A 24,039-nucleotide genomic window follows, 5' to 3' on the forward strand; every position below is an offset into this window, starting at 1 on the left:
CGCGTCAGACAGGAGGTCTGCCGCGCCGAAGAGCCGATTCCCGGCCGCGCTGCCGCCTGACGCCGAAGTCAGTGTCTGACAGCTGCATGCTGGGCAATAACTGGGGAAACCGTACCCTCACCCCAACCCCTCTCCCGACGGGAGAGGGGCTTGGAAGCGCATGACGTTTTGTTGAGTCTCGCTGGGTGCGTTGCTCAAGACTCCAACGCAGCGTTCGATGGCGTTGCCTTCGGCACATCACGCGCACGTCGCACCAGCGCTGCTGCGCCGTTGCTCATGTCATCAAGAATGGCGTAGATCGTCGGCAGGAACAGCAGGCTCACCACGGTCGAAAACGCCAGGCCACCGGCGATGGCGCGCGCCATCGGGAAGTACGGTGGGCCGTCGCTGAACATGGTGGTACTGGTCAGCGAGATCGGCACCATCGCCAGGATCGCGGTGCCCATGGTCATCATGATCGGCCGCAAGCGCTCGCGTGAGCCTTCCACCAGCGCCTGCGTGCGCCCCATGCCGCGGCGGCGCAGGTTGTTGATGTGCTCGATCATCACGATGCCGTTGTTCACCACCACGCCCATCAACACCAGGATGCCGATGAAGGACATGATCCCGAACGAGGTACCGGTGATCCAGAACAGCCAGAACACACCGAAGATCGAAAACAGCACCCCGCTCATGATCGCCGCCGGGAACAGCAACGACTCGAACACCGCCGCCATCACCACGTAGATCATCACCAGCGCGATCACCAGGTTGAACACCATCTGGCCCATCGCCTCGCCATCGTTCTGGTAATCGCCGCCGTCGAAGGTGTAGCTGTAGCCGGCCGGGAAACTCATCGCCTTGAGCGGTTTTTCCATCGCGGCGCGCGCCTCGGGCACGGTGACTTTTTCGGCGAGATTGGCCTTGATGGTCAACGTGGTCTGCCGATTGGTGCGCCCGATCTGGGTAGCGGCCGGGCGGATCTGCACCTCCACCAGGCTCAGCAACGGCACGCTGCGGCCATCCTTGGTGCGCACCGTGAAGCTGGCCAGGTCTTCGGGCTTGCTCTGCTCGGCGCCGGCAAAACGCACCCACACCGGCACCTCGTTGTCGCCGCGTCGGAACTCGCGCAGCGGCGTCCCGCGCAACGCCAACCCGACGAAACTGGCTACTTGCTCGGCACTGAAACCGAAGGCGGCTGCACGTTCGCGGTCGACGCGAATCGCCAGCTCGCTGGTCCGGTCGCCGGTATCCACGTGCACGTCGCGCAGCTCCTTGCGCTGTGCCAGCAGTGGAATCACATCGTCGGCGAGTGCCTTCAACGCATCGGTCGAATCGCCGACCAACTGCACCTGAACGCCTTGATTGCCATTGCCGCCATCGCCCTGGTTGCCGATGCTGTAATCGGCACGCGCAGACCGCGGCAGTTCCTTGCGGATTTTTTCCAGCAACGGCGGCAGATCCTTGACCTTGCTCGCATCGAAGGTCACCACCGTATTGCTGCCTTCCACCTCGCTGAACCACGAGTAGATCTGCGTGATGTGGTATTTGGCGCGGTTGGCTTCGAGATAATTTTCGACCCGGCCGATCTCTTCGCCCAACTGCTCGCGCGTGTACGAGCCCTTCCACTGGTACTGAATGAAGGCCTCGTTGCCACCGTCGCCACCGAACATGTCGATCTTGGTCAGCTTCATCGGCACCAGGCTGATCGCGCTCACCAGAATGATGCCGGCCACGCTCCAGCCGCGATGCGCCAACGTCCACGCCAGTATCTTCGCGTAACGGCGCTGCAGCCGCGCGATCACGCCGCGCTCGGAGGTCACCATCGGCGGTGTCTTCATGCGCGCCGACACCATCGGAATCAGGCTGATCGCCACCAACCACGATGCCAGCAACGACACCGAAATGGTGATCGCAATCTGCGCCATGAAGATGGAGATGTTGTTGGTTTCGCCGAACAGGTTCGGCACGAACACGATGCAGTGGCACAACGTGCCGGCACTGAGCGCGATGGCCACACTACGTGTGCCCAGCAGCGCTGCCAGCTGCGGCTGGCCCGGCATGCGCTCGCGTTCCTGGTAGATGCTTTCCACCACCACCACCGCGTTGTCCACCAGCATGCCCACTGCCAGCAGCAAGCCCATCATGGTCAGGATGTTGAGCGTGACGCCGACGAAATACATGAAACCCAGGGTGATGGCGAAGCAGATCGGGATCGCCAGCGTCACCATCAACGTTGATGGCCAATGCCGCAGGAAGAAAAACAACACCGTGATCGACAACAGCAGACCTACCGCCCCGGCCTCAGCCAGTTCGGCCAGCGACGAGGTCACCGCCTTGCCCTGGTTGTCGATCACCTTGACCTGCACATCGCGCATCGCCGGCTGGGCGCGGATGTCTTCGACCTCTTTCAACGCCGCTTTCGATACCTCCACCAGGTTGGCGCTGCGCTCCTTGTAGACGTCCAGACCGATCGCCGGGCGCCCATCCAGGCGCCGCCCGTAGTTCATGCGTGTCGGCTTGAGCCGTACCTCGGCGATGTCGCCCAGGCGCACGCCTTTGGCATTGAGCACCAGCTCGCGCAGTTCCTGCAGATCGCGCAGTTCGCCGATCGGCTGCACACGGATGCGCTGGCCGTTGTCGTCGATCTGGCCCGCAGACACCGAGAAATTGAGCTTGCTCAACCGCTCGCTCAGGTCGTTGAGGCTGAGGTCGTGCGCGGTGAGCCGGTCCGGGGCGATTGCGATCTCGACCTGGTTCGGCGGCGCGCCGGAAATCTCCACCTTGGCCACGCCGGGGATGCGCTCGATGCGCCGCTTGAACTCGCGGTCGAGCATGTCATACGCGCCAGTCAGATCGGTCTGGCTGGCCAGGCGCACCTTGAGCACCGGCTCGTCGCTGCTGGACCATTTGAAAACATGGAAACGCTGCAGATCCTCCGGAAAATCGTCGCGCACCGCATCCAGCCGCTCGCGCGCATCGGATGCAGCAATGGCGATGTCGCGGTCCCAGTCGGAGAATTCGATGAAGATGTTCGCACCGTCGGCAGTAGCGGTGGAGCGCATGCGCTTGATGCCGGTCATCGTCGCCAGCGCTTCCTCGGCCGGACGCACCAGGTTGCGTTCCACCTCATCCGGCGTGGAGCCGGTGTACGGCAACTGCACGAACAGGAATGGCGCAGAAATATCCGGCAGCGCCTCCAACGGCAGCCGGAACGCGGCGATCAAGCCCACCACCACCAGCGACACAAAGCACATGATGGTGGTGACCGGCCGGCGGATGCTGAAGGCGGCAACGCTCATAGCGCCTCCAGTCCGTCGGCAGTGCCCGCCGCCTGCGCGCGTTGCCCGGCCATGCGCCGGCCGCGTTCCAGGTAGTACGCATCGGCGCGCCGATCCAGCAGGTCGTACACCACCGGGATCACCAGCAAGGTCAGCAACGTCGAGACCAGCAATCCGCCGATCACGGTGATCGCCATCGGCGCGCGCACTTCAGCGCCTTCGCCCATCGCCACCGCCAGCGGCAGGAACCCGAACAAGGTGCACAAGGTGGTCATGATGATCGGCCGCAAGCGCGAGCGTGCGCCTTCGATCAAGGCCTCGCGCTTGGGCACGCCGTCTTCGCGCAGCTGGTTGACCTTGTCGATCAGGATGATCGCGTTCTTGGTCACCAGCCCCACCAGCAAGATCAAACCGATGAACACCACCACCGAGACCGGCTTGCCGGTCATCAGCAGCGCCAGCACCGCACCCACCATCGCCAGCGGAATGGTGAACAGGATAACGAACGGATGCAGCAGCGATTCGAACTGCGAGGCCATCACCAGATAGACCAGAAAGATCGCCAGCCCGAACGCGAACAGCAGCGACTTGACCGACTGCGCCAGCTCTTCGCCCTGCCCACCGATATGCATGCCCACGCCTGCAGCGAGCGGATCCTTGCGCACCATCGTCTCCACTTCGCGCACCGCACCGCCCAGGTCGATGTCCTTCAGGCTGGCCGACACGATCGCCACACGGGTCTGATCGGCGCGATGGATCTCGCTCGGTCCAGTGGTCGCCAGCACCTCGGCCACTGCCGCCAGGCGCACCGGCCGGCTGCTGCCCGGGTTGACGATCAGCTGGCGGATCGCATCCACACTGGCGCGGTCGCTGTGCTGCGCACGCACCAGCACGTCGATCTTGCGATCGCGGAAGCTGTAGCGCGTGGCCACATCGCCGCGCACCTTCTTGACGATGACATCTGCGATCTGCCGTGTGGTCAGCCCCAACGCACCGGCGCGTTCCTGATCGAAGCGGATCTGGATTTCCGGAAAGCCCTCTTCCACCGTCGATTTGACGTCGGCGTAGTGGCCGTTGGCGCGCAGCATCGCGGCCAACTTTTGCCCGGCGCGTTCCAGTTCGCCCAGATCCTGCCCACGCAGTTCTACTTCCAGCGGCGTGGAAAAACTGAACAGCGCCGGCCGCGCGAAATCCACCTGCGCACCCGGGTGGCCGGCCATGCTGCTGCGCAGCCGCTGCGTCGCCGCCGCTTCCACCGCCGGGCTACCGCCACCGGTCATCACCACGGTGAGCTTGCCGATGTTCTCGCCGCTCTCGGTGGGGTTGGCGTCCAGCCGCGTGCCGCTGCCGCTGACGCCATACAGCGAGGCGATGCCCGGGTCCTTGTCGTGCGCCAGCTGCAGCTCGCGCACCAGCGTATCGGTCTGCGCCAGCGGCGTGCCCGAGGGCAGCTTGACCGTCATTTCGAAGCGATCCTGCGCCAGCTGCGGAATCAGATCCGCGCCCAGCATCGGCACCAGAAACAGCGTGCCGATAAACGCGGCCGCTGCCAGACCCAGCACCAGGCCAGGACGCCTCAAGGCCGCCGGCAACATCGCCAGATAACCACGCTCGGCACGCCCATACGGCGCCATCGCCAGGTCGCTGGCCTTGCGCATCACCGGCCCCACCACCCGCGCAATGCCACGCCACAGTTTGACCACCGCCCACGCCGCGCCGAAGAACGCGTAACGCACGCTTGCCCCCGCGCCGCGCCGCCCGGCGGCCACCGGCTTGAGCCAGCGTTGCTCCGGCTGCCACTGCGGGTGGCTCGGCTCCTCCGGGAACGCCATCGGTGGCGCGCCCTTGAGCGAACTCAGCATCGGGATCAACGTCATCGACACCACCAGCGAGATCGCGATCGCAATCGCCACCGTCAACGCCTGGTCACGGAACAACTGCCCGGCAATGCCTTCCACGAACACCAGCGGCAGGAACACCGCAATGGTGGTCAGCGTGGAGGCCATCACCGCCATGCTCACTTCACGGGTGCCGGCGATGGCCGCGTCCAGCACGCTCAAGCCACGTTCGCGTGCCTTGGCAATGCTCTCCAGCACCACGATCGAGTCGTCCACCACCAGGCCGGTGGCCAACGCCAGCCCGCCCAGCGACATCACGTTGAGGCTCAGTCCCAGCTGGCCCATGAAGAAGAACGTGGTGATGATCGACACCGGCAACGACAGGCTGATCACGAAGGTGCTCCAGCCATCGCGCAGGAACAGGAAGATGATCAGGATCGCCAGCACGCCGCCGATCACCGCATCTTTTTTGACATCGCTGATCGCGTGTTCGATGAAGTGCGACTGGTCTTCGATGGTGGTGATCTCCACATCGCCCGGCACCGTCGCCTTGAGTTGCTCCAGGCGCTTGCGCAGCGCGGCGGCGGTGGACACGGTATTGGCGTCGCCTTCCTTGTAGATCGCCAGCTCCACCGCTTCCTTGCCGCCCAGGCGGATGATCGCCTCGCGCTCCTTGTAGCCCTGTCGCACCTGCGCCACGTCCTTGAGCCGCACCGGCATGCCGCCGGCAATGCTGCTGCTGGACGCCGACGAGGTGCTCTGCACTTCGGCTGCAGCTGCAAGCGCGGCCTGCGAGCCGGTGGACGCTGCAATGGCATACATCTGCTGCATCGCCGCTTCGGCTGCGCTGCCGCTGCTGCTCTGCGTGGTCACCAGCATGTTGCGGATCTCGTCCAGATCCACGAACTGGTTCACCGTGCGCACCAGATAGCGCTGCGAACCTTCTTCCAGCCGGCCGCCGGAGATATTGACGTTCTCCTCCTTGAGCCGGGTGATCACGTTGTCGATCGGCAGGTTGAGCTGTGCGAGTTTTTGCTGATCGATATCGACCTGGATCTCGTCTTCCAGCCCGCCACCGACCTTGACCGCGGCCACGCCCGCCACCGGTTCGAGCTTCTTTTTCAGGTCTTCGTCGGCATAGCGGCGCAGGGCGGTGAGCTGACGGATCGCATCGGCGTCCGAGGCCGGCGCCTGTTTGGGCGACAACGCCAGCCGCATGATCGGCTCGGTGGAAGGATTGAAGCGCAGCAACACCGGCGGCTTGGTTTCCAGCGGCAGCGACAAGGCTTCCATCTTGTCGCGCACTTCCAGGCTGGCCTGGTCCATGTTGGTGCCCCAGGCGAATTCCAGCACCACGTCGCTCTGCCCGGTGCGCGAGATCGACTTGAGCTTGCGCAGGTTCTTGACCACGCCAACGGCTTCTTCCACCGGCTCGGTCACCAGCGTTTCGATTTCCGCCGGCGCCGCACCGGTATATTCGGTGCGCACGGTGAGCGTGGGATAGCTCAGGTCCGGCAGCAGATTGACCTTGAGGCTGCGCAGTGCGATCAGGCCGAACAACAGCATGGTCACGGTGATCATCGCGATGGTCACCCGCCGTCGTGTGGCGAAGACCACCAGCCCGCCACCGCCGGGCAATGGCGCATGCGGGTCGTGCACGGGTCCGTGCGGGTTGCCGTGATCGCTCATGAGCGCTTCCCGTCGCTGCCGGTTGCCGGCGCCGCAGCCGCCACCGGCTTGCGGTCGGGCTGGCCGATGACCTGCACCGCAGTGCCATCGCGCAGCGCCACCTTGCCGGCGGTCACCACCTGGTCGCCTTCCTTCAGCCCTTGCCGCACTTCCAGCCACGGGCCTTCGGCATAGCCGAGTTTCACCGGCACCCGGCTGGCCTTGCCGTTACGCACCACGAACACTGCCGGCTCGCCATCGTCCAGCAGCGCCAGGCGCGGGATCACCAACGCGTCCTTGCGCTGGTCGTAGTCGATACGGATGCGCCCGAACATGCCCGGCTGCAGCGCTTCGGCGCCCTGGCCGAACGCACAGATCACCCGGAAGGTACCGCTGCCCGAATCCACCACCGGCGCAATGCGGTCGACCTTGCCGATGAACTGCTGACCGGGCAAGGCATCGGCCAGCAAGGTCACCGGCTGACCGGATTTGAGTGTGGCCAGTTCGCGCTCGGGCACATTGAGCGTGGCTTCCAGCTGCGCATCGTCGACGATGCGAAAGATCGGCGTGTTGATCTGCACGAAGTTGCCGGTCTTGATCGAACGCGATGCGATCACGCCGGAAATCGGCGCCTGCACCGTGGTGTACGAAAGTTCCAGCGACGCAAGCCGATGCTGCGCACGGCTGTTCTCGACATCGAACTTGAGCTGGTCCACATCCGCTGCGCTCACCAGTTGCTGGCCGACCAATTGCGTGGCGCGGCGATAGCTGTTTTCCAGCTTGCGCAGTTGCGCCTCGCTCTGTGCCACCGCCAGATGCGCGCGATCGGGATCCAGCCGCACCAGTGCCTGGCCTGCCGAGACTTTTTGACCTTCTTCCACCATCACCGACAGCGCAACGCCCGAGGTCTTGGCCACCACCTGCGCTTCGGCGCGCGGCTCCAGCGCTGCGGTGCCGGTGTAACTGGCGGCCACCGCGCGGCGCGCCGCCTTGGCGATTTCCACCGGCACCGCATCCACCGCCTTCTTTTCTTCGGCGGCCGTGGCCTCGCCATCTCCTGCCTTGCAACCGCCCAGCAGCAGGCTCGTGGTGATCAACAATGCGGCGGCGCAGGTTCCGCTGCAGCCCGGCAAAAAGGAGAGTGGCGACATCGTTGTGTCCTAGTGGATGCGTGAACAGGTGTTGTAGGCAAGTAGACCACCTAGAAAGGCATGGGGCCAATGCGCCAAAGGTCATGGTCCGTTCAAGTTCGCCTATTCACCCCGTTTGCGCCGCGCCAAATCGCAGGCATACTCGTTCCGGTTCCGTCACGCCCCCACGTGCGGACGCTCAATCAGTCTCCCGGATACGAAACCATGCGCCCGCAGCCGCTCGCCGCTTGTCTCGCTCTGGTCGTCTTCCTGCCGTTTGGGGGCGCATCAGCAACACCATCAGTAACGCCAGCAGTCCCGGCCACTCCTACGCCTGCGGGCGCCGCACCTGCTGCCACAGCACCGGCAGCACCGACTGGTAATCCCTCCAATGGCCGCTTGCTGGCGTATACCTGCCAGGGCTGCCACGGCGTGACCGGCTACAAGAACGCCTATCCCAGTTACCGCGTGCCCAAGATCGGCGGCCAGTCCAGTCAGTACCTGACCCAGGCGCTGACCGAATACCGCCAGGGCAAGCGTAAACACCCCACCATGCAGGCGCAGGCGCAGAGTTTCTCCGAGCAGGACATCGCCGACATCTCCGCCTTCCTGTCCACCCTCAAGTAAGCGCCCACATGCCGAACGCCCTGCACGCTCCGCGTCTAGCCATCGCCCTGGTCGCTGCCCTGATGATGGCGGCCTGTTCCCAATCCCAGGTCGAGTCCACCGATCACTCCGCTGGCGATGCCGGGCATGCGAGCGGCGAACACGGCTCCGGCTCTTCTGCCGGGCTGCCCACCGGTCGCGCCGACGCCGGCGACAAGCTCGCGCACGCCAAAGGCAAGGCCACCGGCCAGAGCTGCGTGGATTGCCATGGCGCCGACGGCAATGCGCCGATCGATCCCAGCTACCCGAAACTGGGCGGCCAGTACGGCGACTACCTGGCGCATGCACTGCAGGCGTACCGCAGCGGCGATCGTCAGCACCCGCTGATGACCGCGCAGGCCACTGCGCTAAGCGACCAGGACATTGCCGACCTGGCGGCATACTTCGGTGCACGGCAGACGCAGTTGCGCGATCTGCATGGTGTCAATTGAGCCGCCGGCACACACCGCGCCGGTCTCATTCGGAATGAAAAAGCGCTTGCGCGAACATTAATAGGCCGCTATGATTTCGTTCTCAGCTTCGTGGGGCCATAGCTCAGCTGGGAGAGCGCCTGCATGGCATGCAGGAGGTCGGCGGTTCGATCCCGCCTGGCTCCACCACTTCAGACACTAGGCCGTCTGAATTGACAACTCGGGTTTTGATCTGCGTCCCCATCGTCTAGAGGCCTAGGACACCACCCTTTCACGGTGGACACCGGGGTTCGAATCCCCGTGGGGACGCCAATCATCTGAAAGCCCTGGCGTCGCCGGGGCTTTTTTTTGCCTGTTTTCAGGCCGAAATCGACTGTGTCGAATGTACGGGGGTCAGACTTCCTGGCCGCCTGGCGTGACGCGTTTTGCAACCACCTCAACATCTCTTTGCGAATCCCTGAGCTGACATTGGCTCGCGTACGCAGACGCGGCGCCGGAGTTGCTGGTGCCAGCCACACGCCATGAGCGCGATGCGCTTTGCAGGGTCATGCACGCTCGCGGCCTACCAAGCTTTTCGACGCGAGAAGCCTCATTGGTAATGCCATCGCGGCTACTGGCGTGCGGCCGCCGATCACACATCGGTTGCACTCTGTAAGCACGACGCGTGCGACGACCGTGCTGCACGAACACGCCGATTGGAGAGCTCGCAAAACGCGACGCACTCACGGACCAACGTGCCGCAAACGTAGCGGCAACCTGATGGACCGATGCAGGCGCTCGACATCGAGCAGACATCGATGCACGCAGGCAATCGACGGTGAAGCATTCGATGCATCTAGCCGGTCGCCGCCGGATGCAAGTTGTAGCCGGCGCGCATAGGCCTACGGTTGACCGATGCGCTCCAGACGCGCCGCATGACGGTTTGCCCACGGATAAATCGCCGCGCACAACTTTTTTCGCGCAGACCACTTCCCATGACCGGAAGATGTCGCTATGATTGCCGGCTCGCAGCAATGCGGGGCCATAGCTCAGCTGGGAGAGCGCCTGCATGGCATGCAGGAGGTCGGCGGTTCGATCCCGCCTGGCTCCACCACTTCAGACATTAGGCCGTCTGAAATGGTCAACGAGGTTTTGAGACGCGTCCCCATCGTCTAGAGGCCTAGGACACCACCCTTTCACGGTGGACACCGGGGTTCGAATCCCCGTGGGGACGCCAATCATCTAAAAGCCCCGGCACTGCCGGGGCTTTTTTTTGCCTGCGCTTCAGCCTTGGATGCGTTATGTGGCGATTGCATGCTGGAGTCGCACGCGTGCAACAAGCGCCGTATCGAAGGCACCGTTGGCTCGCATTGCACTGCCAACCAGGCAGCACTCTGGCGTCGCCCGCGCGCAGGCAGTAAGCGACATGACGCACAAGCGGCGGCGCAGTCAATGCCCTCCGCTCACAGCCAAGACCTACCCGATTCGCGCAGCCGCGCCTTGGCGCGCGCCGCGCGCAATCTCAGGCTTGTCCGCTATCCAGCGCCTTGCGGCCTTCATGCGTCAGGTCGATGTCGCCATCTTCGGCCTGCGTTGCGTAGCCGGCACGGACAGCCCAATTGCCTTCTTCGTCCGCCACCGGCTTGGTGTCGTGGATGTCGCGCAGGATGCGCAGCTGCTGCGAAGAATCGAAATCCATGGTGGCCACCTGCTGAAAAGAGAACTCCAAGGTACGCACGCGACGTGATGGTTGCATGCCTGCAACGTCATCCGTTGCCTGCGCACTGCGTGGCGTCCGCGTAAAGAGCCATCCGCGTAACTGCATGTCGATAGAGAAAGCTGAGCACGCATGCATTCGCTCCATGCAGACGGGTTTCGCGGAGCGATCCAATCTTGACGCAAGCGCGCAAGGCACTCACCGCAGACCAGCGCCCTGCCCTGACCACTGCCAAACGGCAACCGCTCACGGATGTACTGCGACCGTGCATCGCGACGGTGCCAACCGAGACCCAGCTTCTTCCTGCCAAAGCGATACACAGCAAAAAGCCCCACCGGATGTCTCCAGAAGGGCTTTCGCTGGTACTGCAACAACTTGGTGCCGAAGGTGGGACTCGAACCCACACGCTTTTAAGGGCGGCGGATTTTGAGTCCGCTGCGTCTACCGATTCCGCCACTTCGGCGTGGCCGCACAGTATAGCGACTTGTTGTTGAAACGAACAGTGTCAGTAAGCGCCTGACGAATTCAGGTACAAGCGGGGTCGGCAGCGCTGCGTCCAGACAGTCCCGATATACTGGCCGACTTGGTGAAGGAGTAAGCAATGTCGGTGTTGCGTGGAGTTCGGGTACTCGTGGTCGAAAACGATGACATGAATGCCATGCTGCTCGACTTGCAGCTTGTCCAGGCGGGTGCGGCCGTCGTGGGCCCGGTCGGCGAAGTGCAGGACGCCCTGCAGTTGATCAACGCCGACGCACCGGATATTGCAGTACTGGACTACCGCCTGGGCAATGGCGAAACCAGCGAACCGGTTGCGCGCCTGTTGTCGGAACGCGGCATTCCGTTTGTGCTGGCCACCGGCGTCGCCAGTGGCAGCATCCCCAGCGGTTTCGAACGCGGTGTGATCCTGACCAAGCCCTACCTGTCCGAAGAACTGGTCGGTGCATTGTCCAGGGCGCGACAGTTGAGCGGCGCCGCCAGCTAGGCACACGTCACCTGTTCAGTGGCCGCCCACTGATGCGGCGGCTCGCCGAGCCGACATGTCCGTTCTCTCGTCGCGACTCTGTCGCCGGCTCTCGACCCACAGCGATCGCCTGCGCGGGCAGCCTGTTGGCTGAATCGCCAGTCACTCGAGGCCGCCGTTGCCTGCACGGTGCTACTAGAATCGACTATCGAACAATGACGGTCGGGGCGCTGGATGGATATCGCCGTGTCGCCGCTGGCCGGTTTGTTACCGGAGACGAGCGAAACTGCAGCTTTACTGCTCGCGTGCGCGCATGCGGACGCACTGCTGCGCCAGAGCACCGCACTGCGCACCACACTGTCGGTTTGCCTGCATGCGCAGGCCCCCATGCTGCTGGTGTGGGGTAGCGAGGCTCGCTGCGTTTACAACGACGCCTGCATTGCGCTGCTGGGGCAGCGTCACCCGGCCGCCTTCGGGCAGCCGCTGGCAGCCTTGACCGATGCGTCCACGGGCAATGGCACGCCTGCCGACAGCGCGGCGCTGGACCTGACGACCTGGTCGTCCAGCCCGGTGCTGCAGGATGGCGAACGGTTGGGCGCGTTGTATGTGGCCACTGCGGCGTCAATCTGCGATGTCAGCGAGCAACGCCGTCACGCAGGTCGCGACAGTTTCCTGTTGATGCTGGAAGACGAACTGCAGCATGTTTCCGATCCGCGGCAAATCATCGACGCCAGCGTGCGACTGCTCGGCGAGCACCTGCGCGCCAACCGCTGCGCGTTCGGCCTGGTCGCTGCCGATGGCATCACCATGCATGTGATCAGCGACCATGTACAGGACATGCCGAGCCTGCAAGGCGATTTCCCGCTGGAAGCGGCGCAGGGCCTGCGCGACGCGCTGCTGGAAAACCGGCCCTGGTTCACTTCCGACGCGATGGCGCCGGGTGCGCCGGACTATGTGGCCGAGCAGTATCGCCGCTCCGGCTTGCGTGCCTCGCTGGCCATTCCGTTGCACAAGCACGGCCGCCTGGTGGCAGCGATCGGCGTGCATCAGCGTGCACCACGGCGTTGGCTGTCTACCGAGATCGAACTGGTGCGGTTGGTGGCGGCGCGTTGCTGGGAGTCGATGCAACGCGCCATGGCACAGCAGCAACTGGCAGCCAACGAAGCGCGCCTGCGTCGCCTTGCCAATACGCTGCCGCAGATCATCTTCATTGCCGATCCGGACGGACGGCCGCACTACTTCAACCAGCGCTGGTACGAGTACACCGGTCTGGATCCTTCCAACAACGAAGACGCCGCCTGGCACCGGGCGCACACCGCCGATGGGCTGCGCCTGTCCGCGCAGGCGTGGGCACTGGCATTGAATGGCGAGCGTGCGTTCGAAGTGGAATGCGAGCTGCTGCGTCACGACAGCCAGTCGCGCTGGCACCTGGCGCGCGCGCTGCCGGTGCGTGGTGACGACGGCAGCATCAGCGAGTGGATCGGCACCTACACCGATATCCACGACCGGCGCACGTTCGAGCAGCAGTTGCGCGAGAGTGAGGCGCGCTTCCGTGCGCTCTGCGAAACGGTGCCGGCGATGATCTGGATGGCCGATGCGCAGGGCGATTGCGTGTACTGGAATCCGCGTTGGTACCACTTCACCGGCCAGGGCGAAGACCAGGCCCTGGATCAGGGCTGGTGGGATGTGATGCATCCCGACGATGCAGCACGCGTCCGGCAGGCCTTCGAACAGGCGCTCAATCAACGCGGCGAATTTCTTGCCGAATACCGTGTGCGCCGGCACGACGGGCAGTATCGCTGGTGCATCGACACCGCGTCGCCACACTTCGCCAGCGACGGCCGTTTTCTGGGACACATCGGCTCGCTCACCGACATCTCCGAACGCAAGCACATCGAAGATGCCACTGCCTCCGACCGCGCGATCCTGAGCCTGATCACCACCGGTGCGCCGCTGCCGGTGGTGCTGGATGCGATTGCATTGAGCGTGGAGGCGCGCGGGGAAATCCCGTTGTGCTGCTCGGTGATGGTGCGCGATGAGGTCCGTCATACCTTGAGCTTCGGCTCGGCCCCGCACTTTCCGAACGGATACCGCGGGCATTTCGAGCCATCGCCGATCGGACTCGACGGCCCGCCGTGCGCGCGCTCGGCGCATCTTGGCCGCCAGGTAATCTGTGCGGATATCCAGGCCGATGCGAGTTTCAGCAGCCACCACGCGATTTCGGCGGCGATGGGCATTGCGGCGTGCTGCGTCACCCCGATCCTGGCCAGCAATGGGCAGGTGCTTGGCACGCTCAACATCTACTACGACCGCCCTCACCTGCCATCGTTACGCGAACAGGCAATGGCGCGCTCGGCCTCGCATCTGGCCGGCATCGTGATCGAGCGCACCCGCGTGGATGCCAAGCTCAAGTTGTCGTTACAGGCAGAAACTGCCGCCCGCGCGCAAGCCGAGCATGCCAGCCGGGTCAAGGACGAATTCCTGGCAACGCTGAGCCACGAATTGCGCACGCCGCTCAACGCGATTCTGGGTTGGTCGCGGTTGATGCAATCGGACGTGGCCGAACCGGCCAATCTGGGACGAGGCCTGGTGATCATCGAACGCAGTGCGCGCGCGCAAACGCAGATCATCGACGACCTGCTGGACATGAGCGCGATCCTGTCGGGCAAGATCCGGCTGCAAGCCGAGCATTTCGACATCGCCGGCTTGGTGCGCAGCACGCTGGAACTGATGCAACCGACCGCGTTGGCGCGCGAGATTGCGCTGGAGCTGGACGCGCCGTGCGACGGCGAGTTGTGGTTCTTCGGCGATGCCGGGCGACTGCAACAGGTGCTGACCAACCTGCTCAGCAATGCGCTCAAGTTCACTGCCGCCGGCGGGACGGTGCGGGTTGCGATGGATATCGAAGACGAGCGTTTGCGCCTGTGCGTCCAGGACACCGGCATCGGCATCGCGGCCGATTTCCTGCCGCATGTCTTCGACCGTTTCCGGCAGGCCGATGCCGGCACCACCCGCCGTGTCGGCGGCCTGGGGTTGGGCTTGTCGATCTCGCGTCAGTTGGTGGACCTGCATGGCGGCAGCCTGGGTGCGTCCAGCGCAGGCGAAGGCCAGGGTGCGACGTTCACCATCGTGTTGCCGTTCCAGCACGGGGTCAGCGATCTGCGTCCTTCATCGGCAGACACCGCGCACGTGGGGCTGTTGCCGGACAATTGCCATGGCCGCCTGGATGGCGTGCGCCTGTTGCTGGTCGACGACGATCAGGATTCACGCGAAGCGGTGATGCATTTCCTGACGCTCGCCGGGGCAAAGGTGCAGGCTGCCGGGTCGGTGGACGCGGCCGAGCAGTGTCTGGCGGATGCGCACTTCGATGTATTGGTTAGTGACATCGCCATGCCATCGCGCGATGGCTATGACTTGATTCGCACTGTACGTTCGGGCCGCGCCGATCTGCCGCGGCATATTCCCGCCATCGCACTCACCGCCTATGTCCGCGAAGAAGACCGCGACCGCGCGGTGGTGGCCGGGTTCGATGCGCACATGGGCAAACCGGTGGAACCACCCGGCCTGGTCGATCTGATCGAACGCTTGATCCTGCCGACGCGCACGCCACGGACTACGGTGGAATAGCGCTGGCGCGTGGCTTGGCGGATAACTTCGCCACTGATCTGCGCACCGACGATGTCTGGCTGCATCGGGAGCGCGTCTCGTCTTGCCGGTTGCTCGTTGAAAACCATGCACGCCGACCACCTCGATTGGTGCTTGCGCGCCCACCGTCGCGGGACCTTGAGCGGCATGGATGCCACGCCAGAGCTACAAGGACGTACTTGCAGCGTGTCCCGCGATGGTGGGCGCGTAAGGGCCCTGCAGCAAACGCAAAGACGTCGAGTGCGCGGTGCCCTCACCGCTCGCGGGACACGCCGTTAACCCGTCCATGGGGGCTCGATGGCGGCATCCATGCCGCCAACGGTCCCGCAATCGGCAAGGACACCGCACCTGACAGTTTGCCGGTGGTTTTATTGATGAACTGAGGACGCCGCGCTACTAGGGCCTGTTAACACATCCGAAGTCCATCAACGACAAGGATGAAGCTTAAGAATCCGAGGAACATGACATCCAGCTTTTCGAAGCGCGAGAAAATCCGGCGGTAGCCCTTCAAGCGACGAAACAGCCTCTCCACTTCGTTGCGCCGCTTGTACATTTCTCGGTCGTACTCCCAGGGCTCGACCCGATTGGCTTTTGGCGGGACCACCGGGACGTAGCCAAGATCAAGCGCTAGTTGGCGCGTCTCATTGCCTTCGTAAGCACGATCCATCAACAAATGAATCGGTCGCTCCACAGGCCCAAGGTGTTCAAGCAACGTGCGGCCCGCAGGTGCGTCATGGGCGTTGCCAGGCGTCAATCCGAACGTGATCGCTGTTCGAGCATCTGCGGCAACCATATGAATCTTGGTATTCCATCCGCCGCGCGATTTACCGATGGATTGTGGGCCGTTTTTTTTAACGCACCAGTCCCATCCGGATGCACCTTGATGCTGGTAGAGTCCAGCGAGACCGCCTCGATTTTGATGCGCACGATGTGGGACTTCTGCAGTTCAGCGAACATCCGGTCCAGCACACCTGCCTTGGCCCAACGGTTCATGCGTGTGTACACCGTGTGCCAATTGCCAAAGCGCTTGGGCAGGCCGCGCCATTTGCAGCCATGCTCGGCAACATAAAGGATGGCATTGACCACTTGCAGGTTGGTCATGCCGACATTGCCGCGCTGCCTCGGCAGACACTGTTCGATGAGAGAAAATTGTGCGGGTGTGATTTCCATGCGCAATAGTTTAACCGCTCAGATCATTAGTGTTAACAGGCTCTAGGTTGCCGCTTGCCTGTCGCTTGTTGAAAACCTTGCGCACCGACCATCACAACTGGTCCTTGCCCGCTCACCGTCGCGGGACCTTGAGCGGCATGGATGCCGCGCCAGAGCCTCCAGGGACGGATTCACGGCGTGTCCCGCGATGGTGGGCGGGCAAGGGCCCTGCGGAAACTCGCAGATCATCCCAGGACGCTGGCCGACATGCGCAATCAAACAATCCGGCCAGAGTTACTCGCCAGGCGCGCCGTCACAAGCGGCCGTCAACGACATCGCACTCAAGCCACAGACACTCCCAGCGCGAAGATCTATCCAACCGACCCAGCCACACCGACCAATCCAACAACGTCACTCAACTCCGCTTGGCACGCGCGAACGCTGCGGCCAATGCGTTGTCGGCCGGCGGTGCGGCGATCCGCGGCTTGGCGTTTGCTTGCGCCGGAGCACGCCCGCCACCGTCGCGCCGGCCCTGGCCCATACCGCCGTTGCCGCGGGCCTCGCGCGGCTGCGCTGAGCCATCGGCCGGTGGCGGCGTGTCGGACAGGCGGCAGGTCAGCGCGATGCGTTTGCGCGCCACGTCCACTTCCAGCACCTTGACCTTGACGATGTCGCCGGCCTTGACCACATCGCGCGGATCCTTGACGAAGGTCTCCGACAACGCTGAGATGTGCACCAGGCCATCCTGATGCACGCCGATATCGACGAACGCACCGAACGCGGCCACATTACTGACCACACCCTCGAGCACCATGCCTGGCTTGAGGTGCTTGATGTCTTCGATGCCTTCGGCGAACTGCGCTGCCTTGAACTCGGGACGCGGATCGCGGCCGGGTTTTTCCAGTTCCTTGAGGATGTCGCGCACGGTCGGCACGCCAAATTGGTCGTCGGTGAACAACTCCGGTTTCAGGCCACGCAGAAAACTGCCGTCGCCTAGCAATGCCTTGATCGGCTTGCCAGTGCTACCGACAATGCGCTCGACCACCGGATACGCTTCCGGATGCACCGCCGACACGTCCAGCGGCTCGTCGCCATCGGCGATACGCAGAAAGCCGGCGCATTGTTCGAAGGTTTTGTCGCCCAGCCGCGGCACCTTGAGCAAGTCCTTGCGACGCTTGAACGGGCCATTGTCGTCGCGGTGACGCACGATGTTTTCCGCCACCGTGCTCGACAGCCCGGACACGCGCGACAGCAACGCCGCCGATGCGGTATTGACGTACACACCCACTGCGTTAACGCAGTCCTCAACGCGCGCCTCCAGCGCTTTGGCCAGGCGGTATTGATCCACATCGTGCTGGTACTGGCCCACGCCGATCGCCTTGGGCTCGATCTTCACCAACTCGGCCAGCGGGTCTTGCAGGCGCCGCGCGATCGACACTGCACCGCGTAGCGACACGTCCAGATTCGGGAATTCCTTGGCCGCAAATTCGGATGCCGAATACACCGACGCGCCCGCCTCGCTCACCACCACCTTCTGCAGCTTGGTCGCGCCGCACAGCGTAATCGCCTCGCCGGCCAGTTTGTCGGTCTCGCGGCTGGCAGTGCCATTGCCGATCGCGATCAGCTCCACGTTGTGCTGCATGCACAATTTCTTGATCGTCTGCAGCGACTGCTCCCACTGCCGCTTGGGCTCGTGCGGATAGATCGTCTCGGTGGCCACCAGCTTGCCGGTGGCATCGACCACGGCGATCTTGCAACCGGTACGGATGCCAGGATCCAACCCCAGCACCACACGCGGGCCGGCCGGCGCGGCCAGCATCAGGTCCTTGAGGTTGTCGCCGAATACCGCAATCGCCTCGGCTTCGGCCTTTTCGCGCGCCTGGTTGAACAGGTCCAGCAACAGATGCATGTGCAGTTTGGCGCGCCAGGTCAGCCGGCAGGCATCGAGCAACCAGCGGTCGGCCGGGCGGCCTTCGTTGGAAATGCCGGCATTGCGCGCGACGCGACCTTCGGCATACTGATGCCCGGCTTCGGCATCGCTGCCCGGGTCCAGGTCCAGGTACAGAATTTCCTCGCGGCGCGCGCGAAACAGCGCCAGCAGACGGTGCGACGGAATTTTCGCCAGCGTTTCGGCGTGATCGAAGTAGTCGCGGTACTTGGCACCGGCATCTTCCTTGCCCTCGGCAACGCGCGCGCGAATCACCCCGGTGTCGTTCAACCAGCCGCGCAGCTCGCCGACCAGCGCCGCATCTTCGCCCCAGCGCTCCATCAGGATGGCGCGGGCGCCTTCCAGCGCTGCCTTGATGTCGGCAACGCCCTTCTCTGCATCGATAAACGCCGCCGCGGCGACCTCCGGAGCCTGGCTCGGGTCGGCCAGCAAACCGTCGGCAAGCGGCTCCAACCCGGCCTCGCGCGCGATCTGCGCGCGGGTGCGGCGTTTGGGCTTGTACGGCAGGTACAGATCTTCCAGCCGCGACTTGGTGTCGGCCGCCACGATTTCGTCGCGCAGTTCGTCGCTGAGCTTGCCCTGCTCGCCAATGCTGGACAGGATCGCCGCGCGGCGCTCTTCCAGCTCGCGCAGGTAGGTCAGGCGCGTTTCCAGGTTACGCAGCTGGGTATCGTCCAGGCCGCCGGTGACTTCCTTGCGGTAGCGGGCAATGAACGGGACGCTGGCGCCTTCGTCGAGAAGGGCAATGGCGGCGCGCGCCTGGGCGGGTTGGGCACCGATCTCGTCGGCGATGGTGCGAGCAATCTGCTGGGCAAGCTGGCTATCGTGCATGACGGCGCGGGGTGAACCGCTTCACTGAAAAAAGCATTTTCGCAGTGCGGGCCCGCTACGGAAACCCGTTGACAGCGCCGTCGTAAACCTATTCCGGCGTGCTCAGCTGACGCGGCGTGCGTAATGGGTCGCGGCGCGTTCGACCAGAATGCTCTCCTGCAGCGATTCCAGTGCCATGACACGGATCTTGCCGACGTCCTTCAGCGGCACCATGCGCTCGACATACACCTCCGGGCCGGCGTCGGTCATTGCACGCGACTTGCTGAACCCGTAAGGCACGACGCCCGTGTCGCCATCTTTGCTGCCACCGACGTACAGAACGATCGACATACCCACACCCTCGTTAACAACTGTTACGACGTTAGTGGCGCGAGCATAACGACCGTGCCGTGAGGAGCTTTCGACGTACGTTAACCCCGCCTGTTTGCGGTTTGGTGACGGCGGCAAGGCCAGGCCCGCCTCACGGCCGCTTCACCCCGCTTGGCCGTCAATCGCGATCCGCCCACTCTCTGACGTCACCGCATGGACCTGAAAAGCGGCTACCCGTTCTGGTCGATCCGCAATGGATTGATGCGCGCCTACCCGCGCCTGGAGCAAGACACCCGGTGTGAGGTCGCCATCGTCGGTGGCGGCGTCACCGCCGCGCTGATTGCGCACGAACTGTTGCGCCACGGCCACGAAGTGGTGGTGATCGAGCAGCGCGACATCGGCTGGGGCAGCACCTCGGCCAGCACCGCGCTGCTGCAATACGAAATCGATACGCCGATGATCGACCTGGCCAGACACTACGGCATGCCGGCGGCAGCGCTGGCCTATGGCGCGTGTGCGCAGGCCATCCTCGACCTGCAGGGCCTGTGCAACACCCTCGGCGGCACCGACTTCACACGCCAGGACAGCCTCTATTACGCCAGCCGCGCACGCGACCTGAAGGATCTACGTAGCGAGCTAGATACCCGCAAGACGCACAAGCTGCCGGTGGAATGGGTGGAGCGCGAGGCGCTGTGGCACAACTACGGCGTGCATTCGGAAGGCGCGATCCTCAGCCGCCTGGCCGCCAGCGTGGACCCCTACCGGCTGTGCTACCGCCTGTTTGCCGAGTGCGAGCAATACGGCGCACGCATCTACGACCGCACCACCATTGCCACAATCGCCCCCCACGACCAGCATGTCCAATTGCGCACCGAAGACGGCGTCAACGTGCGCGCACAGCACGTGATCCTGGCGGCCGGCTATGGCAACCAGCGCTGGTTGTCGCAGCGGGTGGCACGCAACCGCAGCAGCTATGCCTTCGTCACCGACCCCTTGCACGACAGCGAGATGGGGGCGCTCAAGCACACCATGATGTGGGAAACCGCGCGCCCGTATCTGTACGTGCGCAGCACGCCGGACGGCCGCGTGGTGGCCGGTGGCGAAGACGACGCTATCGACATCCCTGCGCGCCGCGATGCGCGGGTGGAGAACAAGCTCAAGATATTGCTGAAGAAAATCGCCAAGAGCATGCCCGATGTTCGCCTGCGCCCGGCGTTTGCGTGGGCCGGCACCTTCGCCGAAACTGCAGATGGGTTGCCGTTCTTCGGGCCGCATGACGCACTCGGGCCCCGCGTGTCGTTTGCGATGGCCTACGGCGGCAATGGCATCACCTATAGCGCCATCGGCGCAGGATTATTACGCGCGCAGCTGGAAGGCACCCCTCACCCGCTGTCCGAGTTGTTCGGCTTCTCGCGTCTGGGTTGAAACCGCCACGGCCACCAGCCGTGGCCGTGCATCGCATAGGCATCGGCAGCCCGCTCCAGCGGGTTGCGCACGTGGATACCGCCGCACAGCAGGTACACCGGCAAAAACAGCGGCCCCAGCACCATGTATTGATACACATGCGCGCGCTCGTGGTCGCCCAGGCGCACCGGCGGATGCGCACAACGGCCAGCAGCGTGCGCGTAGGTACTGCACTGCAGATCCAGCGAGGCACCTTTCAACAGGATGACGTTGCCTAAGGTCATCGCCCCGCCCGGCCCCCATGGCCAGGCATGGAAGACCACCGCGAGCTCCTGGCCAGACCAGCGTGGGCGTGCACCGAAACAGCATCCGACCAGGCCGATCGCAACCCCGAGCATGCTGTTGGGCAAGGTCCACAACGCGCCAAGCGCCTGCATGGCAAACCGCCCGCGCATTGCCGGGCTCAGTCGGGCTGGTTGGGGATCAGCAGCCACAGGATCAGGTAGACCAGGATGCCGGGAAACGCGGCCGAGGCGATCGACACGATCACGAACAACACGCGCAGCAACGTGGAGCTCCAGCCAAGACGACGCGCGATGCCGCCGACGACACCGGCGATCATGCGGTCGTTGAGGGAGCGGGACAGTGTGGTGGTGGACATGGCAAGACTCCTGCAAACGTAGCTAACAGTCTAAAAAGCGCCACGGCTGCATCTCGTGACGACATCACGGCCTGCTCGGCGCGGCGTACCCCGCGCATCTGCCGGCAGCCCGGTCAGGCGTTGCCGCCGCGCTCCTGCAGCCAGCGATGGATGGCCACCGGCACTTCGCGCTGCGCGCGGCCGGAGACATAGATGCCGATATGCCCGCCGCGGAAGTTCAGCTCGCTGTAATCGTCGCTGCCCACCAGCCCACGCAACGCACGCGACGCATCCGGCGGCACCAGATGGTCGTGTTCGGCGTAGATGTTCAGCACCGGCATGTCGAGGGCCTGCAGATCCACCACCTGCCCGCCGATGCTCACCTGCCCGGTAACCAGCCCGTTGCGTTGATAGAACAAGGTGACGAATTCGCGGAAGGCTTCGCCGGCCAGATCCGGCGAATCGAAGATCCACTTTTCCATGCGCAAAAAATCTTCCAGCGCCTGCTTGTCGTCGAGGATGTCGAGCAGGCCCACATATTTCTGCAGATTCAGCCGGAACGGCTTGAGCATCAGGTAACTGGCGTTCATCAGATCTGCCGGCACGTTGCCCATGGTGTCCACGAACAGATCCACATCGACCATGCGCGCCCAGTTGGAGAGCATGTTGTCGGGCGTGTGGAAATCCACCGGCGTCACCATGGTGATCAGGTTGCGCACCTTGTCGCGCTGCAGCGCGGCGTAGCACAGCGAAAACGTACCGCCCTGACAAATGCCCAGCACATCGACCGCATCCAGCCCGGACTGCGCACGCAGGTGATCCACCGCGCCATCGATGTAGCGCAGCAGATAATCTTCCAGCGTCAGGTAGCGCTCGGAGCGGTCCGGGTAGCCCCAATCCAGCACGTAGACGTCCTGGCCGTGACTCAGCAGCCCCTTGACCAGCGAGCGATCGGCTTGCAGATCGACCATGTACGGGCGATTGACCAGCGCATACACAATCAATAGCGGTGTTTTGGCCACCGGCGCCTGCTCGCCGACGAAGCGATACAGCACCACCTTGCCGTCGCGCCAGATTTCTTCGCGCTCGGTAACGCCGTAATCCACGTCTTCCACGCCCGGCAGCAGCTTGAGCCCTTCGCGCAACTTGCGTTGCATCGACAGGGTTTCCTGCATCAGGTCTTCGGCACTGAATCCCAATGGCCCTTTCATGCCTGCGCTCCACGGCTTTTACGCGCTGCGGGTTTGCCCGCCGCAGGCGTGGCCGAGGTTTTCGAGCCACCACTCCTGCGGGCTGAGGGCTTTTTGGCCGCTGTACGGGTGGCTGCCAGCGTGTCAGCCGCTGCCTTCTTTGCGGTGGTCTTTTTGACAGACGCGCGTGTCGATGCGCCCGTCTTGTCCGCACGCGCGGCAGCTGCGGGCCGGGGCGCGTCGCCTGCCTTGCTGGCCGCCGCACGCATGCCTGCAACCGGCGCGACCGGATCAGGCTGGGGCGCCGCGGGCTTGCTCGCCGGTGAGGTTGCGGTGCGCAGCATCCGCCTGACCAGGCGTTCCAGTTCGGCGATGCGGCGGTGCGCAGCGTCCATCTCCGAGCGCGTCGGCATACCGAAACGTTCGCTGAGCTGCTCGACCTCTTCCTGCAGCGCAGCGCGCAGGCGCATGTGCGCGTTGGCGAAACCGCCGTACACCTCGCGAAACTGGTCCGACAAGGCGACGTCGGCATAGGATTCTTCGGCCGCTTCGATCCACAGATCGAACAAGGCGCGTGCGCTGGTCAACTGGCTGCCGCTGCTCTCGTGCTCGCCCAGCTTGGCCGCAAAGCTCGTAAATGCCTGCTCGATCGCGGCCTTGAGTTGCTCGCCATAGGCTTGCGATTGGGCCTGGAAGTCCTGCTGCGCACGGGCCAGTTTCTGCAGGCGCGCCTGGTGATTGCGGTTCAATCCGAATGCCGGCATGTCCAGCCATGGCGCGTTCTCCTCGCGCCACTTTTGCAACGCCTGCGCCGCGTCCTGCAACCAGGGATCGAACCCGCCCGGGCTGCCGCCGCGCAACGACCCCAGCGTCCACTGCATCAGTTGTTCGCCCTGCCCTTGCACCGCCCGGCGCCAGGCATCGGATACTTCATTGGCCGAGGTGTCGCGCCCGGCAAATTGGCCGGCCACCTGTTGCATGGTGCCGAACCAGCCGCCGGCTTGATTGCGGAAGCGGTCGATCGCCTCCTGCGCCTGCGGGGCGGCCTGGGTGGGCAGCAACTGCGACCACCAGTCCACGGCCTTGCGCCAATCCTGCGGGGCGTCGCCACCGGACGCGGGCGGCGGTTGCTGCGCAGCGGCGCCGGCCTGGCCGTGGCGCATGGCATCTCCCCAGGCAGCCCAGTACTGGCGCGCCTTGTCGTCGAAGTTGCCGTTGTCCGAACCGCTGCTTGCCATCATCCCCTCCCGTGACCGTTCACCCAGCCATCCTACCGCGTGCGTGCCGGCATGCT

16 protein-coding genes and 5 tRNA genes are annotated in these 24,039 nt (G+C 64.1%); 9 read left to right on the forward strand and 12 right to left on the reverse strand.

Annotated features, from left to right (window positions below):
- Positions 1-194: 194 nt before the first annotated feature.
- The 3 genes from M3O59_RS10960 to M3O59_RS10970 are packed head-to-tail and all read right to left on the reverse strand — an operon-like array spanning position 195 to position 7,917.
- A complete protein-coding gene (locus M3O59_RS10960; RefSeq protein ID WP_116906122.1) occupies positions 195-3,281 on the reverse strand; it encodes an efflux RND transporter permease subunit in 3,087 nt (1,028 codons plus the stop codon).
- Positions 3,278-6,787: an efflux RND transporter permease subunit gene (locus M3O59_RS10965; RefSeq protein WP_116906121.1), complete on the reverse strand. Its 3,510-nt coding sequence runs from the start codon at positions 6,785-6,787 to the stop codon at positions 3,278-3,280. The genes M3O59_RS10960 and M3O59_RS10965 overlap by 4 nt, the downstream gene beginning before the upstream one ends.
- A complete protein-coding gene (locus M3O59_RS10970) occupies positions 6,784-7,917 on the reverse strand; it encodes an efflux RND transporter periplasmic adaptor subunit (RefSeq protein ID WP_064633608.1) in 1,134 nt (377 codons plus the stop codon). Before M3O59_RS10970 ends, M3O59_RS10965 begins: the two co-directional genes overlap by 4 nt.
- Before the next feature lie 204 nt (positions 7,918-8,121).
- Between M3O59_RS10970 and M3O59_RS10975 the strand changes: the two genes are divergently transcribed.
- The 6 genes from M3O59_RS10975 to M3O59_RS11000 all read left to right on the forward strand — a co-directional run bounded on the left by M3O59_RS10975 (position 8,122) and on the right by M3O59_RS11000 (position 10,188).
- Positions 8,122-8,523 carry a c-type cytochrome gene (locus M3O59_RS10975; RefSeq protein WP_064633606.1) on the forward strand — a complete coding sequence of 134 codons (402 nt, stop codon included), beginning with the start codon at positions 8,122-8,124 and terminating at the stop codon, positions 8,521-8,523.
- Positions 8,524-8,531: 8 nt separating this feature from the next.
- Positions 8,532-8,993, forward strand: a complete 462-nt coding sequence (locus M3O59_RS10980; RefSeq protein ID WP_064633603.1) for a c-type cytochrome — start codon at positions 8,532-8,534, stop codon at positions 8,991-8,993.
- Positions 8,994-9,085: 92 nt separating this feature from the next.
- A tRNA-Ala gene (locus tag M3O59_RS10985) sits at positions 9,086-9,161 on the forward strand.
- A 47-nt stretch (positions 9,162-9,208) separates the two neighbouring features.
- Positions 9,209-9,284: transfer RNA gene (locus M3O59_RS10990), tRNA-Glu, on the forward strand.
- A 705-nt stretch (positions 9,285-9,989) separates the two neighbouring features.
- Positions 9,990-10,065: transfer RNA gene (locus M3O59_RS10995), tRNA-Ala, on the forward strand.
- 47 nt (positions 10,066-10,112) lie between these two features.
- Positions 10,113-10,188, forward strand: a tRNA-Glu gene (locus M3O59_RS11000).
- A 285-nt stretch (positions 10,189-10,473) separates the two neighbouring features.
- Here M3O59_RS11000 and M3O59_RS11005 read toward each other — a convergent pair.
- The gene (locus M3O59_RS11005; protein ID WP_249047001.1) at positions 10,474-10,707 is read right to left on the reverse strand and encodes a hypothetical protein; all 234 of its coding nucleotides are present in this window, start codon (positions 10,705-10,707) and stop codon (positions 10,474-10,476) included.
- 337 nt (positions 10,708-11,044) lie between these two features.
- Positions 11,045-11,131, reverse strand: a tRNA-Leu gene (locus M3O59_RS11010).
- 138 nt (positions 11,132-11,269) lie between these two features.
- On the opposite strand from M3O59_RS11010, the gene M3O59_RS11015 reads away from it, so the two are divergent.
- On the forward strand, positions 11,270-11,650 hold the full coding sequence (locus M3O59_RS11015) for a response regulator (protein ID WP_064633601.1): 381 nt from the start codon (positions 11,270-11,272) through the stop codon (positions 11,648-11,650).
- Between the two features lie 213 nt (positions 11,651-11,863).
- Complete coding sequence (locus M3O59_RS11020) at positions 11,864-15,256, forward strand: PAS domain S-box protein (protein WP_116906119.1); 3,393 nt, start codon at positions 11,864-11,866, stop codon at positions 15,254-15,256.
- Between the two features lie 424 nt (positions 15,257-15,680).
- Here the strand turns inward: M3O59_RS11020 and M3O59_RS11025 are convergent.
- From M3O59_RS11025 to M3O59_RS11035, 3 genes are all read right to left on the reverse strand, one after another.
- Positions 15,681-16,444, reverse strand: a protein-coding gene (locus M3O59_RS11025) for an IS5 family transposase (RefSeq protein WP_330462227.1) whose coding sequence is annotated in 2 segments (ribosomal slippage) — positions 15,681-16,129 and positions 16,129-16,444 — 765 coding nt in all. Because the reading frame shifts where the segments join, the coding sequence is not laid out codon by codon here.
- 394 nt (positions 16,445-16,838) lie between these two features.
- Positions 16,839-19,202, reverse strand: coding sequence for a Tex family protein (locus M3O59_RS11030; RefSeq protein ID WP_116904881.1), 2,364 nt, complete (start codon positions 19,200-19,202; stop codon positions 16,839-16,841).
- A 102-nt stretch (positions 19,203-19,304) separates the two neighbouring features.
- Positions 19,305-19,532 carry a hypothetical protein gene (locus tag M3O59_RS11035; RefSeq protein WP_116904882.1) on the reverse strand — a complete coding sequence of 76 codons (228 nt, stop codon included), beginning with the start codon at positions 19,530-19,532 and terminating at the stop codon, positions 19,305-19,307.
- A gap of 192 nt (positions 19,533-19,724) precedes the next feature.
- Between M3O59_RS11035 and M3O59_RS11040 the strand changes: the two genes are divergently transcribed.
- The gene (locus M3O59_RS11040) at positions 19,725-20,936 is read left to right on the forward strand and encodes an NAD(P)/FAD-dependent oxidoreductase (protein ID WP_116904883.1); all 1,212 of its coding nucleotides are present in this window, start codon (positions 19,725-19,727) and stop codon (positions 20,934-20,936) included.
- Here M3O59_RS11040 and M3O59_RS11045 read toward each other — a convergent pair.
- The 4 genes from M3O59_RS11045 to phaE form a co-directional block, all read right to left on the reverse strand.
- Entirely contained in the window at positions 20,894-21,370 is a 477-nt protein-coding gene (locus M3O59_RS11045; RefSeq protein WP_181920421.1) for a hypothetical protein, read from the reverse strand. The two genes, M3O59_RS11040 and M3O59_RS11045, sit on opposite strands and share 43 nt — an antisense overlap.
- A gap of 8 nt (positions 21,371-21,378) precedes the next feature.
- A complete protein-coding gene (locus M3O59_RS11050) occupies positions 21,379-21,576 on the reverse strand; it encodes a PspC domain-containing protein (protein ID WP_064633588.1) in 198 nt (65 codons plus the stop codon).
- A gap of 113 nt (positions 21,577-21,689) precedes the next feature.
- The gene (locus M3O59_RS11055) at positions 21,690-22,766 is read right to left on the reverse strand and encodes a class III poly(R)-hydroxyalkanoic acid synthase subunit PhaC (RefSeq protein WP_116904885.1); all 1,077 of its coding nucleotides are present in this window, start codon (positions 22,764-22,766) and stop codon (positions 21,690-21,692) included.
- Complete coding sequence (gene phaE, locus M3O59_RS11060; RefSeq protein WP_116904886.1) at positions 22,763-23,986, reverse strand: class III poly(R)-hydroxyalkanoic acid synthase subunit PhaE; 1,224 nt, start codon at positions 23,984-23,986, stop codon at positions 22,763-22,765. Before phaE ends, M3O59_RS11055 begins: the two co-directional genes overlap by 4 nt.
- Between the last annotated feature and the right edge of the window lie 53 nt (positions 23,987-24,039).

It is taken from the genome of Xanthomonas nasturtii (assembly GCF_023337365.3).
In the GTDB taxonomy this organism is placed as follows: Bacteria; Pseudomonadota; Gammaproteobacteria; order Xanthomonadales; family Xanthomonadaceae; genus Xanthomonas; species Xanthomonas nasturtii.

What these genes read in the sequence shown, in the direction of transcription:
- M3O59_RS10960 (WP_116906122.1), bottom strand. Translation starts at nt 3,281, where the DNA reads ATGAGCGTTGCCGCCTTCAGCATCCGCCGGCCGGTCACCACCATCATG.
- M3O59_RS10965 (WP_116906121.1), bottom strand. Translation starts at nt 6,787, where the DNA reads ATGAGCGATCACGGCAACCCGCACGGACCCGTGCACGACCCGCATGCG.
- M3O59_RS10970 (WP_064633608.1), bottom strand. Translation starts at nt 7,917, where the DNA reads ATGTCGCCACTCTCCTTTTTGCCGGGCTGCAGCGGAACCTGCGCCGCC.
- M3O59_RS10975 (WP_064633606.1), top strand. Translation starts at nt 8,122, where the DNA reads ATGCGCCCGCAGCCGCTCGCCGCTTGTCTCGCTCTGGTCGTCTTCCTG.
- M3O59_RS10980 (WP_064633603.1), top strand. Translation starts at nt 8,532, where the DNA reads ATGCCGAACGCCCTGCACGCTCCGCGTCTAGCCATCGCCCTGGTCGCT.
- M3O59_RS11005 (WP_249047001.1), bottom strand. Translation starts at nt 10,707, where the DNA reads ATGCAACCATCACGTCGCGTGCGTACCTTGGAGTTCTCTTTTCAGCAG.
- M3O59_RS11015 (WP_064633601.1), top strand. Translation starts at nt 11,270, where the DNA reads ATGTCGGTGTTGCGTGGAGTTCGGGTACTCGTGGTCGAAAACGATGAC.
- M3O59_RS11020 (WP_116906119.1), top strand. Translation starts at nt 11,864, where the DNA reads ATGGATATCGCCGTGTCGCCGCTGGCCGGTTTGTTACCGGAGACGAGC.
- M3O59_RS11030 (WP_116904881.1), bottom strand. Translation starts at nt 19,202, where the DNA reads ATGCACGATAGCCAGCTTGCCCAGCAGATTGCTCGCACCATCGCCGAC.
- M3O59_RS11035 (WP_116904882.1), bottom strand. Translation starts at nt 19,532, where the DNA reads ATGTCGATCGTTCTGTACGTCGGTGGCAGCAAAGATGGCGACACGGGC.
- M3O59_RS11040 (WP_116904883.1), top strand. Translation starts at nt 19,725, where the DNA reads ATGGACCTGAAAAGCGGCTACCCGTTCTGGTCGATCCGCAATGGATTG.
- M3O59_RS11045 (WP_181920421.1), bottom strand. Translation starts at nt 21,370, where the DNA reads ATGCGCGGGCGGTTTGCCATGCAGGCGCTTGGCGCGTTGTGGACCTTG.
- M3O59_RS11050 (WP_064633588.1), bottom strand. Translation starts at nt 21,576, where the DNA reads ATGTCCACCACCACACTGTCCCGCTCCCTCAACGACCGCATGATCGCC.
- M3O59_RS11055 (WP_116904885.1), bottom strand. Translation starts at nt 22,766, where the DNA reads ATGAAAGGGCCATTGGGATTCAGTGCCGAAGACCTGATGCAGGAAACC.
- phaE (WP_116904886.1), bottom strand. Translation starts at nt 23,986, where the DNA reads ATGATGGCAAGCAGCGGTTCGGACAACGGCAACTTCGACGACAAGGCG.